Origin of the sequence: [Phormidium] sp. LEGE 05292 (assembly GCF_015207735.1) — a bacterium.
GTDB lineage: Bacteria > Cyanobacteriota > Cyanobacteriia > Cyanobacteriales > Aerosakkonemataceae > Floridanema.
This window is the reverse complement of the sequence record NZ_JADEWG010000061.1, coordinates 1-15,309: the sequence shown is the minus strand read 5'-3', so window position 1 is coordinate 15,309 and position 15,309 is coordinate 1. Positions and strand designations below refer to the sequence as shown.

Here is a 15,309-nt window from a genome sequence, read left to right as displayed (position 1 = left end):
CTTATGGAGCGCAGAAACTAGCATAATTAATTTCGCTAAAAACTACGCGATCGCGCCCTTGTTGTTTAGCAGTATAAAGTGCTTGATCCGCAACATTAATTAAGTTTTGCGGCGAAAATTGAGCATTTGGGATTATACAAGCAACTCCCAAGCTAATTGTCAAATGATTACTTACTAAAGATTGACTATGGGGAATTTGCAAATTATGAATTGCTTGGCGAATAAGTTCCGCTAAATAAGTTGCACCTGACAAATGAGTGTAGGGAAGCACCACCGCAAATTCTTCACCACCGTAGCGACAAAATAAATCACCTGGGCGACGAAAAATTTCACTAATAGCTATTGCTACTTGGCGTAAACAATCATCTCCTGCTAAATGACCGTAAGTATCGTTATAAAGCTTAAAATAATCAATATCAAACAAAATTAAACATAATGGTGCTTTTTCTCTGCGAAGTCGGAGCCATTCTAAATTAAGATATTCATCAAATCGACGGCGATTAGCTATTTGAGTTAAACCATCAATAGTTGCTAATCTTTTTAATTCCTCATTTGCTACTTGTACTTGATGATAAAGTTCTGATTGATAAATAGCCATCGCCAATTGCTCTGCTATTTCTCTGGCTATTTCTATCTCTGATTCTTGCCAAGAATATTGTTGAGGTTTTAAAAGACTTAAGCAACCCCAAGTCGCAGAATTAAAGTGTAATGGAATAAGTAACCAAGCGCCAGGAAAAGTCTGAGCTAAACTATGATTAATCTCATCTTGAGAAAGACTAGCATCATTTAACTGGACAATTTTTAATTTTTTGAGTTGCGAAGCAATCGGATTTTCTCGATCGGGAATTTTCTGTTTCATCAAGCTATTTATGTTAGAGTTTTGGCGATATTCTGCTACTGCTAACCAAACTTCGTTTTCTGGCAAATACTGAAAAATAGCCACTTGTTCAACTTCTAAAAGTTCCCCAATATCTATAACAGCTGAAGAAAAAATAGTTGATAAATCTAAAGAGTTGCGAATTATTTGAATGACTCGATTGAGAGCTTCTTCTTTTTGTAATTGCGATTGTAATAACTCTTCTAGCTGCTTCCGTTCTGTAATATCTTGGACTGTGCCAAATAGTTTAACTATTCGTCCTTGACTATTAAAAACTGCTTCTCCTTTAGCTTGATTGTATATAATTACATTATCTTTACGAACTGCTTTGAAATCAATTTTAAAAGATTTTCCCTGATTAATTCCTTTACTTATTGCTTGAATTAATCTTTCTCGATCGTCAGGAAAGCTAATTTGGAAAAATTCTTGATAATCATATTCTTTGCGATCGTCCGAAAATCCAAAAATGCGGAATAATTCTTCCGAACCAACAATTTTTTTAGTCACTACATCCAATTCCCAATTGCCGATGCGAGCCACTCTTTGAGCCGCCGCAAGTCTAGCTTCACTTTGTCGGAGAGCTTCTTCTGCTTGTTTGCGAACAGTGATATCTTCACAGACAATTACTGTATATAAAAGAGAACCATCTTGATCTCTAATTAAAGATACCGTCAAGCGTCCCCAAACAACAGCTTGATCCTTACGGATATAACGTTTATCAATCACATAGCTACTTCTTTCTCCTGCTAATAAAGACTTATACAATTCTACATCTATTGCTAAATCTTCAGGATGGGTGAATTCTGTAAAGTGCATTCCAAGTAGTTCTTCTTGGGTATAGCCAAGAAAGTGACAATCTGCTTCGTTAGCTAATATGATATATCCCTCAGCATTAACTAATGCCATGCCTACTGAAACATTGTCAAAAATAGAGCGAAACTTTTGTTCACTCTGCTGCAATTTTTCTTCTATTTGTTTGCGATCGCTAATATCAACCATCGATCCTACCATACGAATAGCGTGACCATTAACATCTTTCACTGCTTTACCTTGACCCAGAAACCAACCATAACTACCATCTGCCTTTTTTAATTGCATTTCACACTTATATGGCTGATTAAATAGCAAATGTTGTTGAATTGCTTGAGTTACTTTTACCCGATCTTCTTCATGAAGTAATTGATAAAACAACTCTAAATTCGGATGACAACTTCCCGGCGATAAACCAAGTAAAGTAAACAATTTATCTGACCAAAACAAAGTGTTGTTTTTGATATCCCAATCCCACATTCCATCATTAGTAGCATCCATCAATAGTTGTAATCGTTCATAATTTTGATAAAAATCTGTTTCTGGTGACTGAGATTTTTTTAGTACTATTTGCTCACGAAGCTTTTCTTTTAGTTTATTCATTAACCGATTGTGGCGACAAAAAATCAATACAAAACCAGTAACTACAGCCAGTGTTATTGTATAACAATAATGAAATAAATACCCAAAATTGCCATTATTTTGCAATTCTAACATTAATACATCCATAACCACAGACCAAGCAATTATTTGCTAGTAAATATCTACTACGCCTTGGTGAAAGAGGAAAGGACGAGATGATTCTTATAACCTTTACCCTTTTCCCATTCCCCAAACTACAAGGAAGAATTAAAACTTAACAGAGCAGTATTAAGTAAATACCCATATATTAATACGCTAATTGAACTATTTATAACTGATTATGTGAAAAGTTATTTTCCTAATCAGGTTATTTTTAGATTTCCCCTGATTGATACTATGGCAGAAAAAACCTATTAACAGCCTATTGTACTTAGCATTAAATAAGTGTAAATTCTATGTGATGCTGGTAACAAAAACATCATAACTCTGAATATAAACTTAAATATTGCGTATAGTTGAGATGCCCCTTGTAGCAAAATAGATAAATACCATTGCCCTAAAGCAGAAAGGCTTTTATATTTGATCAGGAAACAGTTAGCAGTCCATCGGGGTACTTAAAATCACGATGACACTACCTGTTGCTGACTAAGCGAGTGTTTGCCAAGTCCAATTATCAACTAGTATGCTGCTGTAGTTGTTTGCACAAAGCAGCAGACTCTTCAAAAGCGTATGTCAAAGCTTCGTTATTTCGTGGTTGTGAGTGTGAGTGCCATTATCAGTGCTGGGATGCCCCGCATAGCTAACGCTGAAAGCGGTACAGCCAGTGTTGAGTCCAGCAGTGAAGCAATGAAAACTAACCAAACTTTACCTGCTGTGGTTCATCAGAGTGATTACTTACTCGATAATCAAAGGTACAAAGAGAAACAAAATCAAGTTGAGAGCGAAACGCTTTTTCTTGAGCGCCCGATCGGGCTATACGGCACGCATCAGATGACAGGGAACGGGAGATTACTAGATCCAACCCATAATTGGATGGCACAAAAGATCCGAGTTATTCCTCCACCTGACGTTGTTCCTCGTCCTGGTACAAATCCTGATGCCATTCCCAGGACTCTAATCCCGAATCCTAACCCATTACAGTTTCCCACTAGACCGGAAGAGGTAAACATAGAAGTAACTCAACCTCTGACCTTGCGACAGGCAGTGGAACTAGCAGAACGGAACAACCGCCCCCTGCAAGTAGCTAGAGAACAATATCAACAGGCAGAAGCCCAACTAAGAGAAGCCCGAGCAGCTTTATATCCGACAGTAGATTTACAAGCAGCTGCCCAAGGAGGACAAGGTACTCAAGGTGAGTTACAGGCAGAACAGAGAAGACAGCTAGGCTTACCCACAGACGGCATAGACAATCGCTCACTCAGTTTAAGCGGGACAATTGAAGCTAACTACAGCCTGATAAATGGAGGACGGCGGAACGCCCAAATTCGGGCAGCCCAAGAAGCACTTCGCGCTGCCCAGTTACAAGTTGAAGCCTTAAGTGAACAAACACGCCTGGATGTGGCTAATGCTTACTTCGACTTGCAACAAGCAGATGAAGAGGTCAGAATTGCCGAATCTGCTGTCCGCAATGCTCAACAAAGTTTACGCGATGCCATAGCTTTGGAACAAGCCGGATTAGGCACCAGATTCGATACCTTGCGGGCGCAGGTACAGCTAGCGAACCAAAACCAACTTTTAGTTACCAACCGCGCTCGACAGCAAATTAACCGTCGTCAGTTAGCGCAAATTTTGAGTTTACCTCAATCAACTAATATTGTGGCTGCTGACCCTGTAGAAATTGCTGGGCTGTGGAATTTAACTTTAGAAGAGAGTATTGTCAGAGCATTTCAAAACCGTGCTGAACTGCAACAGCAGTTAGCTCAACGGAATATTGCCGAACAGCAACGGCGTATTGCTTTAGCCGATCGCAGACCACAAGTAGATTTATTTGCCAACTACAGTCTGCTAGAGGTATTTAATGATGGTTTAGGTTTGGCAGATGGCTATGCAGTAGGGGCAAGACTACGGTGGAATTTATTTGATGGGGGTGCAGCTAGTGCAAGGGCGGCGCAGCGACAGTCTGATATTGATATTGCAGAAACTCGATTTGCCGATCAGCGTAACCAAATTCGTTTCCAAGTTGAACAAGCCTTTTACAACCTAAGAGGTAACTTCCAGAATATTCAAACTGCTAGACTTGCTGTAACTCAAGCCGCAGAAGCTCTACGTTTAGCTCGCTTGCGCTTCCAAGCTGGAGTCGGTACCCAAACGGAAGTCATTGACGCAGAAAACAGCTTGGTAGAATCGCAAGGAAGCTTAGTCAGAGCAGTGATTGACTACAATCGATCGCTAGCCACCCTAACCAGATCTGTCAGTAACATTCCTTTGCCTACAACTCCGTTATTACAATAAGCAGGCAGAGGGGCAGGGGGGACAAGGGGACAAGGAGACAAGGGGACAAGGGGACAAGGAGATATTTTTGCTTCTGCCTTCTGCCTTTCTTACCTTCTGCCTTCTGCCTTCTGCCTTTCTTACCTTCTGCCTTCTGCCTTCTGCCTTTCTTCAATATTTAGAGTTTGTAATACTTCTTAAGAAAAAGTAAAATAAGACAGTCAACGCTAATCTAACGGGTTTGCTCAAGGCAAATATCCCGTCCATAAGGGGTAAGTAATGGCTAACATTAAATTTGTTAAAGAAAATACCGAAGTGGTTGCAGCAGATGGGGCGAATTTAAGAGAGAAAATGCTGCAAAATGGCATAGATTTGTATAAATTCACGGGTAAATTAATGAATTGCGGTGGTTACGGTCAATGTGGCACCTGCATTGTCGAAATTGCCTCTGGAATGGAAAATTTGTCTCCGCGCACGGAAGTAGAGAAACGGAAGTTGAGGAAAAAACCGGAAAATTATCGGCTGGCTTGTCAAACATTGGTCAATGGGCCAATCAGCGTGGTTAGCAAACCATAAGTGCTAGGCGTGATATCCTAGTTTTGTCAAAATGCTGTGAACAGAGGTTGGGATTTTATGGAAGTTAACGATTTAGGATTTGTCGCCAGTATTCTATTTGTGTTGGTTCCTACCGTTTTTCTCTTAATTCTGTACATTCAAACCAACACCCGTGGCACTAATAAAAATATTTAAAAATAGAAACTGGTGATTGGTGATTAGTAACTGTAATTGTTGAGGGAAAGGGGAAAGGAAGGATTTTTCTTTTCCCCTTTCCCTTGTGATTTTTCCTTTCAGCAAACAGTATTAGGTAATTAACCAACAGTACGGGCTAACAGAACTGGACAAGGGGCATAAACTCGTACATAGTCAGATAGGGAAGTACCCAGCAAGCGATCTAAGTCTGGGAGTGCTTTAGCGATCGAAGGACGGCGATCGGGAGAACCCAGCATTAGTAAGTCTACATTATTCTCTTCCGCCAGATTACAGATTTGTTCTCCAGCTTTACCAACAGCAGCCACAGACTTGGTGTTAATACCCAATTTCTTAGCTTCATCAGTTGCAGCCTTTAACACAGACTCAACAGCGGCGGGAGTCTCTTGACCCTTGGCATTAACGTGAGCCAAAATCAATTGACCACCTTTGATGTCGCGCAGGAGGAACAAAGCCAGCTTTAAGCATTGTTTTGCTGCTTCCGAAGCATCCAAAGCGACCATAACTTTGTTAAGTTTCTTGACGTAAATATCGTCCTTAACCAATAACATGGGACGGTTGGACAATTGGAAAACGTATTGACTGACAGAATTCTCCAAAATTGACTCTAGACGCTTTAAGCCACGAGAACCCATAATAATTAAATCTGCTTGGATTTCGTCAGCGACTTGGCAAACTATGGTTTTGGGATCGCCTTGTCGCAGCATTCCGTTGACGTGATTTGGGTCTAATTGTAAGTTGTTAATCGCAGTGGCAAGAAACTTACCTCCTTCTTCCCACTTAACTGTCATCTCATCAGCGTTGACTTGCGGAGGTACAACGTGCAAGACGTTTACTGAAGCACGTTTAATGGAGGAAATTTCCATTAAAGCTTTCAGCATTTCTTCAGTGTGACCTGTTCCAGAATTAGCCAGCAATATTTTTTCTATCATCTTTTTGTCTTTGATAGTAATTAAACTGAAGGGTAATGTCGTTTCAATCATTCACGATAGAACGATTAGTGACTTATCTCGCAAGTCTTTTACAAGCTGTTACAAAACGCGATCGGGATTTATGGATTTACATGATGAACAAAATCTGGTTAGTCCATAAATCTTGTAAATCCTGGTTAAACTTTCTTCCCCTCTCTTCTTTATTACAAACTATTGCCAATTAAAACGAAAGGTGCCCAGTAGAAAGGGTGAGATAAGTTTGATTTTACTGGTTGGGCGGCGGTGATGCCTCTTTGGGCTAAATTAGTTGCTGATTCATTGGTTTGTAAAAATTTCAGTTGGGCTTGACGTAGGGCAGCGGCTTTGGTTATTTGCGTATCTTTGGAGTTATTTGCTAGGTTACTGTAAAAGTTTTGCATTAGTTGACTAGTACTGCCATCATTCACTTGCCATAATGAAGCAATAACTGCTTTTGCACCACCATTAAGAAAATAATAACTTAGTCCAGAAATTTCTATTCCTTCTGCGTTTGGCCCGCCAAGGGCAGTTTCACAGGCGGAGAGTACTACTAAGTGAATATAGCTTAAATCTGGTAATTTTTGAATGTCGGAAATGGTTAATTTAGCACCATTTCCTAATAGGAGATAGGAAGCATCTGGACTTCCGGGGACAAATTTTCCATGTGTGGCGATGTGCAAAATATTGCGTCCGGGTAAGTTATCTCTTAATGCTTTAAAGTCAAAACTTTGATTGAGTAATTCTAATCCCGGATAAATTCCTTTGGGATCTTCTGGTTTTTGGCGAACTATGGCATCTAATTCAGCTGGTACGAAAGGTAAAGCATTAAAGTCTGCAACTGCATTGGATAATCCTAATGCTAAGATTGAGGCTTTTTGGGTACCGGGGGGTAAGCGATCGCGCATATCTGTCAACTCAGCTGATAATACTGTGGAGACGTTGTAGTTTTCAATTAAATATTTTTGTCCGTCATACAATGCACTCATGGGTATGTAGCGAGTGACGCGATCGAGTGAGAAAATTAAGTTTTGGACATTACTAGTTTTTAATTCAGTTTCTAGGGGTTTAATTAACCAGTCATAAAGTTTTTTTCCTGTAGCTTGCACTTCGTTAATTGAAGAATTAGGCTGTTGTAATAATAGCCGAAATTTAACTACTGTTTCGCCTAATTCCCGACGATTTACTGGTACTTCTACTGTTTTAACTACGCCTCCGGGAGATGCTAATAATAGCCAAACTTTATCTTCTAAAACTAAGGGGTAAATTAGCACCGTTGCGGGTTGCGCTTCAACGATTTCTTTGGTTTTACTAATTTTACTTGGATCAAAAAATGCGTCATCTTGCGATCGTCTTTCCCGAATTTCTTTTTCTATTGTTTGGACTTTTTGATTAAACTGCCCAATTAAGACATCTCTTTGATCGAGTAATTGACTTAATTGATTGCATTGAGTTAGCTGACATTGATATAGCTTTTGTCCGAATTGAATTAAGCTGCCATTTTCTTGGCGGATTTTGGCTTCTGTTTGGTTAAAAACTAGTTCTGGATTGCTACCTCCCGATCGCGTATATTCGCGTAATTCTTCGGTTTTTAATAGTTCTAATACCTGTTGTGCTTCTAAGATTCGCCCTTGGGAAAGCAACAAATCTGCTAATTCGCGATAGATGTCGGCGGTTTTAATGCGATCGATACTTTGGATTGCTTGTAAAAATGACTTTTGTAATGCTATAGGTAAACCACTAATTTTCCCTCTTACTTGTTCAATTTCATTGATAGCTTGTTTATAATAAGTAATGGCAGTAATTGGTGAGTTTAAGTCTCGATAAACCCGGGCAATTCCGGCGAGAATGCTATAATCGCTATCAATAGCTATGGCTTCTTGATAAAGTGCGATCGCTTCAGTTTTTTTCCCTAATTTACTATTCACTCCTCCTAACAAATTTAAAGCCAAAGATGCAAGAGTATTATCTTTTTGTTCTTTTCCTTTAGCTAAACTCTCTTGAAATACTTGAATAGCTTTTTCATTATTGCCTAAATTGGCATAACCAAGACCTGAAACTAGCAGAGAATAAGCTTCTAGTTGGGGATTTTTTAAGTTACGAGAAATTGTTAAAGCTTGCTGCGATAAATCAACTGTTTTTTGGAAGTTCCCTTCGCCAAAATATCCGACACTTAGCATAACTAATAAAGCAGATTCTACAACAGGGTTGTCAGTTCCTTTGGCAATTGCTAAACCTTTTTCACCCAATTCTATAACTTTTTTATATTCACCTAATTCCGCATAAACACTCAATAAGCTAAACAAGGGAAAAAGTTGCACTTGAGGATTTTTGATTTCTTGGCTAAGTTTTAAACTTTGTTCCCCAAACTCCAAAGTTTTTTGATAATCTTCGAGTTGGCTGTATATATTAGCTAAATAAATTAAGGCTAATGCTTCAAAAGGTTTCTCTTTTGTTTCCCTAGATAACTTTAAAGCTTGCTGCATAAAGTCCAGGGATTTTTGATATTCTTGCGGTGTGTTTGCTATTTGATAATAAGCTTGACCGATGACTAATAAAGCATAATTTTCTCGTGATAAGTCTTTAATTTCTTTAGCAATGGCTAAACCTTTTTGGGCGAATGCGATCGCTTTTTCAAACTCTCCCAAATTATTATAATTATCCCCAATTTGCGAATTTAGATATGATTCCAAAGAGGGATTTTTATATTTTTGAATTACTGCTAAACTCTCCTGAGTCAACGCCAATGATTTCTGATAAGCTTCAGGAGTATTTGCCAATAAATAAGAACTTCTTGCTAGACTAAAAGAAGCAAACAGTTCCATTTGCGGATTTTGTAATTCTCGCGCAATTACTAAACCTTGTTGAGCAAATTCAACCGCTTTTTGATGTTCTTCCAGTGAATCGTAAGCAAGTGCCAAAACTACTAAAGCCCGACCTTCAAAATTGCGATTTTTAAGTTGTTTTGCTATAGTTAAAGCTGATTCACCAAACTGAGTTGCTTTTTGATAATCTCCTAAGTTAGTATAGGCAAAGCCCAGAGTAAACAAAGCCAAAGCTTCCAATTGCGGATTGTTTATTTGCTTAATCATGGCTAAACCAGGTTCAGCAAATTCCACTGATTTTTGATAGTTTTCTAAGCCTAGATAAGCATAACCTAGAGTCACTAAAGCCATTGCTTCTAACTCTGGTTGTTTAATTTGTCTAGCTAACTTTAAACCTGGTTCGCCAAATTCAATCGCCTTTTCTTGGTTTTCCAAAGAAGTATAAGCATAACCGAGAGTCACCAAAGCTAAAGCTTCCAATTGCGGATTTTTGATTTGTCTAGCTAGGGGTAAAAGCTGTTCGTAATATTCGGCTACTTTCTGCGAGTTACCCAAGAAATCATAAACAATACCCAAACTGACTAAAGCCTTTAATTCTAACTCTTGGCTTTTGATTTCTTTGGCTGCTAATAAAGCTGGTTCCAAATATTCCACAGCTTTGGTATAATTTTCTTGAAGTCGATATATAGTGCCGATGTTTTGTAACGCCCTCGCTTCCAAATCTCGGTTTTTAATTTCCTTAGAAATGGTCAATGTTTGCTGATAAATTTCCATTGCTTTGGTGTTATCTCCCGCAGCAGCGTAAGCATTACCCAAGTTTTTCAGGGTTTCCCCTTCCCCTTGACGGTCTTTAATTTCTTGATATATGGTCAAAGCTTGTTGGAAACTTTTAATAGCTGCTTGTGCTTGATTGTTTTCTAGCTGTTTCAGTCCTGTTTGTAAAAGAGTTTCTGCTTCATTTTTGCGGTTATTTGTTGCGGTTTGGGCTAAAATATTAAAGTACTTCCAAAACTTTCGGGTACAAATAAATTACGCTATCGAACAGATAAAATTAGATAAAATTGCTAAACTTTGAGTGACTACATTTAGACAATCTAATGTCTTTAATTCACATTAATTTCTTGAGAAAAAGCCAATGCTGCTTCATAAGCAACTTGGTAATCCTTCCCACCTAACATTACTTCACCGTAATACTCATAAGGCATTCCACCATAAACTGGAAGTGGATTATCTTCAGGATAATCTTCCTTTGCTTCTTCAACCACAGCTATTAGTTGCTTCACACTCAAACAATGTGCCGGAAAATAATATAGTTCTTCGGCTGTTTTATCTAAAAGGCTAAAAGATGGATCGACAACATTATTATCTATCTCAATCCAGCTATGCTCGATCGGTGGCAAAGATTCTCCCGCCACAACTAAAAAACCTTGGATATAAGTGGATTTAGGATGCAGTAGCGCCGCTTTGTAAGCATTCTCAAAAGCATTCTTAGCCAACTTTTTCAGAGATTGACCAACTTCGATTGAGAGAGTAGCATTTAAAAGTTTATTCATACCCATTACCATAACATACTATAGAACAATTACTCTTTCTGCTAATTCAAGTTTAGCTCATAAAGATGTTGAATATACCGGAAATAGTTATACTATCAATAATAATATCACTTATTGTTAAAAAATAAAAATCGTTTTCAACTTGAAACTGAAAACGAAAAACAAATTTTAATTCAATTTATTTCCTGTCTGGTCTAAGATTTTCCAAATTACAGATTGTTAGCGGTTAAATACTCAGCTAAAGCTTCCGATCCACCAATCAACTTACCGTCAATAAATACTTGTGGCACAGTTTTTGCACCACTAACAGCTTGCAAAGAACGAGTAGTGATATCTTTACCTAACACAATTTCTTCAAAAGCAATTCCCCTGTCTTTCAAAGCTGCTTTAGCACGGGCACAATAAGGACAACCGACTTTGGTAAACAGGGAAACTAACTGAGGTTTCGCCGCTTCAGGGTTGATGTATTTCAACATTGTTTCTGCATCAGAAACTTCAAAAGGATCGCCTTCTACTTCTGGTTCAATAAACATCTTTTCGATTACTCCATCTTTGACTAACATAGAGTAACGCCAAGACCTTTTACCAAAACCTAAATCACTTTTATCTACTAACAGTCCCATTCCTTCACTAAATTCTCCATTGCCATCGGGAATGAATTTAATATTTTCTGCGTGTTGATCTTTTTGCCATTCTTCCATCACAAAAGGATCGTTTACCGAGATACAAATAATATCATCGACCCCATTCTTTTTGAAAGTTGTGTACAGTTCATTGTAACCAGGAACGTGAGTGGAAGAACAAGTGGGAGTGAAAGCACCGGGAAGAGCAAAAACTACCACAGTTTTCCCTGCAAACAATTCATCAGTGGTGATATCCAACCATTGACCATCTTTACGAGTTCTAAAAGTTACATTGGGAACTCTTTCCCCTTCACGGCTTTTCAACATTATTCCTATCTCCTGATTTGGTTAGGTTTTGCTGATAGTAACACGATTTGTGAAGCATTATTTTTTACTAATACATCACTGCGATCGCGCAAAATTAGCACAACTGTAAAACAAAATAGTTGTTGCTAATCAGTTTAGTTCAAAAACTGCCAAAATGTTTCCTCGATCAATAAAGAGAGGAAAAGCTTTTTTGTATAATAAGTGAGTTATCCTTAGCTGCAATATGTAAAAAATAAAGGCAAAAACAAATGGCGCGAGGCGATCAAATCTATGCCATGAGACACTTTATCAACATTAAAGGCGTTTATGAACATCACGGAATTGACTGCGGCGATGGTACCGCTATTCATTATCGTAAACCTAGCGAAACAATTGAACGTACCTCTTTAGAAACGCTCTCTCAAGGTGGTATAATTTATGTCAAGAAATACCAGGTTTCTTTCATTCCTGATGTGGTTGTGCATCGCGCCGAAAGTCGTTTAGGAGAGAGAAAATATAACTTACTTTTTAATAACTGTGAACATTTTGCTACTTGGTGTAAAACTGGAATTAACTTCAGTCAACAGGTAGTAGATTTTATTCCCATGTTACGTTACATCGATGTGGATACTTTATCTGAACCTATAAATCGTTCTTTCAAAGATATTAATCAAGATGAAACTACTCGGTTAGTTAATGAAGCTCTTTCCCAAATCCGAACAACTTGGAATAACATCCAACCTCAGTATACCCAAACGCTCAAAGAAATGAATGATTGGGAAAATGTAGCCAAGGAAGCTTTAAGGCGAAATCGAGAAGATTTAGCTAGAGCAGCTTTACAAAGAAAACAACAGTATAAACAACAAGCTATACAACAGGAAGAAATGCTGCAAAAGTTAGCTAAAATGACTCAAAATCTCATCGAAAAGCAACGGGAGAACCAATAACTAATGACAAATGACAAATTACTATTGACCCCCTCGATACTGCACTCGGTAAATGCGGTTATTTGCCTCTTCTGTAAAGAGTAAACTGCCATCAGGAAGTACTAACACTCCCACAGGACGACCCCAAACTGTTGGTACATTTGGATTTAACAAAAATCCAGTGACAAAATCTTCATAATAACCGACTGGACGACCATTATTAAAAGGAACAAATACTATTTTATAACCTGTTCCTTGACCGCGATTCCAAGAACCACGAAAAGCTACAAATGCACCGTTGCGATACTTTTGAGGAAAGGTTTTTCCATCATAAAATTTTAGCCCCAAGGCGGCAGAATGAGCTTGGAAAAGTACATCGGGAGTTTGAGTTTTAGCAGCTAAGTCGGGGCGATCGCTTTTTCCATTTGTAGTTCTCCGAGGGTCGAGTTTGTTGGGTGCCAAATAAGCAAAAGGCCAACCATAAAATTCTCCTTGTCGAATGCGAGTCAAAAAATCAGGAACTAAATCATCACCAATTCCATCTCTTTCATTAACAGTTGTATAAAGTTCTTTGGTTTGGGGATGAAAATCTAAACCCACTGGATTTCGCAAACCAAAAGCAAAAGTTTGGCGATTTGAACCATCCAAATTCATCACTTGAACTGATGCCCTTGGTAATTCTTCCACATCTACATTAGAACGGGAACCAATGGAAACATATAACTTTTTACCATCAGGAGAAGCAACGACATTGCGAGTCCAATGTTGACGATAACCTCCGGGCGTTAGGTCAGTAATTTTTTGTCCTTTCCCTTGAATTTCTTGCTGTCCTTTTTGATAAGGAAAGCGGAGAACTTCGCCAGTATTGCCCAGAAAAAAGTTGTTTCCAGCAAAAGCCATTCCAAAGGGTATATTTAACCCATTTTGTGCAGTGGCAAAACTTTTTCGCACATCTGCTACACCGTCGCCGTTGGTATCTCGTAATAGCAGGATACGATTTTCAGGAGTTTCTGTTACTAACACTTCGCCATTAGGAGTTAATGCTAACCAACGAGGTGCGTTGAGATTTTCGGCAAAAACATTGACGACAAAACCACTAGGAACTCGTAAAGTTGGGTTGGCGGGAATGGAGACTAATTGGGGTGATTTAGAGGCGCTTTGGGTGGCGAAAGGTTTGGGTAAAGAGTTAATGTTAATGCGAATAGGTTGAGGGGAAAAGTTTTGCGTTTGTAATGATTTTTTAGTTACTGGTTGGGTTTGTTTTGACAAGTTACTTTCACCAGAATTGGCAGTAAAGCTGCAAGCAGTTGTAGTGGTGATTAAAGATGTGAATAATAAGAGTTTACTGAATTTCATCATGTCAAGCCTTAATTAAAAATTTTATCTTTAGTTTTTCCCGGAAATCTCTTAAAGTATGAGAATCTAAAAAAGATTAACTCAAGAAAACAAATAGTCACAGATGCGTTTAATTTCTCTCGATGTATTTCGCGGTATTGCGATCGCAGGTATGATTCTAGTCAATACTGCGAGTCTAGGAAAAGTATATCCTTTCTTAAGTCATGCTGACTGGAATGGCTGTACTTTGGCAGATTTAGTGTTTCCTTTTTTCCTATTTATCGTTGGTGTAGCGATGTACTTTTCCCTTTCTAAATACGCCAATGGAAAACACCCTACCGCATCAGTCTACGGGCGGATTTTTCGCCGTAGCATCATCCTTTTTGCTTTGGGTTTGTTACTTAATGGGTTTTGGAATTATGACTTTAGTACAATCAGAATTATGGGAGTGTTACAGCGAATTTCCCTTGCTTATTTATTAGCAGCTTTAGCAATTCTTAAATTGCCCAAAAGAGGTTTGTGGGTGCTAATAGGAATTTTACTTTTTGGTTATTGGGCAACAATGACTTTAGTTCCTGTTCCTAATTATGGTGCAGGTGTGTTAACTAGAGAGGGAAATTTTGGCGCATGGATCGATCGCCTAATCATCACTACATCTCATCTTTATAAAGGTGATGGTTACAACTCAATGGGAGATCCAGAAGGATTATTTAGTACTTTACCAGCCGTAGCAACAACACTTTTAGGTTACATGACAGGAAAATGGCTACGCAAACAAATTCCCAACACACGCACCAGCATAAATTTAGCATTGTTTGGCATTATTTGTCTGCTCATTGGTTGGAATTGGGGATTATTATTCCCCATCAATAAAAAGCTATGGACAAGTTCTTATGTTCTGTTTACATCTGGATGGGCAATAGTATTATTAGCTGGGTGTTATGAATTAATTGAAGTCCGTGAATTACGTCGTTGGGGAAAACCTTTTGAAATTCTAGGACTAAACGCCATTTTCATTTTTGTAGCTTCTGTTTTAGGCTTAAAATTAATGGCAAAAATTCAAATGAATACAGGTGAAACATCCGTAAGTCTCTACGATTTGATTTACCAAAATTTATTTACATCTTGGGCAGGTGAAATGAACGGTTCTCTATTGTTCGCCTTAATAACTTTATTATTTTGGTGGGCAGTTGCCTATTTCATGTACTCTAAAAATTGGTTTTTCAAAGTTTAACAAAAGGAACAAGAAAGGCAGAAGGCAGAAGGTCACAAAGGCAGAGGGCAGAGGACTCCAAGGGAAGAAAGGGTAAAGGTTATATTTTCTCCC

The 15,309-nt window shown here is 38.4% G+C and carries 11 protein-coding genes; 5 read left to right on the top strand and 6 right to left on the bottom strand.

Annotated elements, in window-relative coordinates:
* Position 1 precedes the first annotated feature (1 nt).
* Positions 2-2,416 (bottom strand): PAS domain-containing protein, encoded by a 2,415-nt coding sequence (locus IQ264_RS17530; RefSeq protein WP_193982088.1) that lies wholly within the window; start codon positions 2,414-2,416, stop codon positions 2-4.
* Between the two features lie 582 nt (positions 2,417-2,998).
* Here IQ264_RS17530 and IQ264_RS17525 point away from each other — a divergent pair.
* The 3 genes from IQ264_RS17525 (at position 2,999) to psbM (ending at position 5,449) form a co-directional block, all read left to right on the top strand.
* Positions 2,999-4,720: a TolC family protein gene (locus IQ264_RS17525; RefSeq protein ID WP_228061624.1), complete on the top strand. Its 1,722-nt coding sequence runs from the start codon at positions 2,999-3,001 to the stop codon at positions 4,718-4,720.
* A gap of 258 nt (positions 4,721-4,978) precedes the next feature.
* Positions 4,979-5,275, top strand: a complete 297-nt coding sequence (locus tag IQ264_RS17520) for a 2Fe-2S iron-sulfur cluster-binding protein (protein ID WP_193982087.1) — start codon at positions 4,979-4,981, stop codon at positions 5,273-5,275.
* 57 nt (positions 5,276-5,332) lie between these two features.
* The gene (gene psbM / locus IQ264_RS17515; RefSeq protein WP_193982086.1) at positions 5,333-5,449 is read left to right on the top strand and encodes a photosystem II reaction center protein PsbM; all 117 of its coding nucleotides are present in this window, start codon (positions 5,333-5,335) and stop codon (positions 5,447-5,449) included.
* 119 nt (positions 5,450-5,568) lie between these two features.
* Here psbM and IQ264_RS17510 read toward each other — a convergent pair whose 3' ends face one another.
* The 4 genes from IQ264_RS17510 to IQ264_RS17495 form a co-directional block, all read right to left on the bottom strand.
* Positions 5,569-6,399, bottom strand: a complete 831-nt coding sequence (locus tag IQ264_RS17510) for a universal stress protein (protein ID WP_193982085.1) — start codon at positions 6,397-6,399, stop codon at positions 5,569-5,571.
* Between the two features lie 203 nt (positions 6,400-6,602).
* Positions 6,603-10,232 (bottom strand): CHAT domain-containing protein, encoded by a 3,630-nt coding sequence (locus IQ264_RS17505; protein ID WP_413470357.1) that lies wholly within the window; start codon positions 10,230-10,232, stop codon positions 6,603-6,605.
* Between the two features lie 110 nt (positions 10,233-10,342).
* Entirely contained in the window at positions 10,343-10,792 is a 450-nt protein-coding gene (locus tag IQ264_RS17500; protein ID WP_193982083.1) for a hypothetical protein, read from the bottom strand.
* A gap of 209 nt (positions 10,793-11,001) precedes the next feature.
* The gene (locus IQ264_RS17495; RefSeq protein WP_193982082.1) at positions 11,002-11,742 is read right to left on the bottom strand and encodes a glutathione peroxidase; all 741 of its coding nucleotides are present in this window, start codon (positions 11,740-11,742) and stop codon (positions 11,002-11,004) included.
* Positions 11,743-11,990: 248 nt separating this feature from the next.
* On the opposite strand from IQ264_RS17495, the gene IQ264_RS17490 reads away from it, so the two are divergent.
* Positions 11,991-12,668, top strand: a complete 678-nt coding sequence (locus IQ264_RS17490; protein ID WP_193982081.1) for a lecithin retinol acyltransferase family protein — start codon at positions 11,991-11,993, stop codon at positions 12,666-12,668.
* A gap of 21 nt (positions 12,669-12,689) precedes the next feature.
* Here the strand turns inward: IQ264_RS17490 and IQ264_RS17485 are convergent, their stop codons facing one another.
* Positions 12,690-14,006: a sorbosone dehydrogenase family protein gene (locus IQ264_RS17485; RefSeq protein ID WP_322744732.1), complete on the bottom strand. Its 1,317-nt coding sequence runs from the start codon at positions 14,004-14,006 to the stop codon at positions 12,690-12,692.
* 100 nt (positions 14,007-14,106) lie between these two features.
* Here IQ264_RS17485 and IQ264_RS17480 point away from each other — a divergent pair, with 100 nt between their 5' ends.
* Positions 14,107-15,216 (top strand): acyltransferase family protein, encoded by a 1,110-nt coding sequence (locus IQ264_RS17480; RefSeq protein WP_193982080.1) that lies wholly within the window; start codon positions 14,107-14,109, stop codon positions 15,214-15,216.
* Positions 15,217-15,309 lie beyond the last annotated feature (93 nt).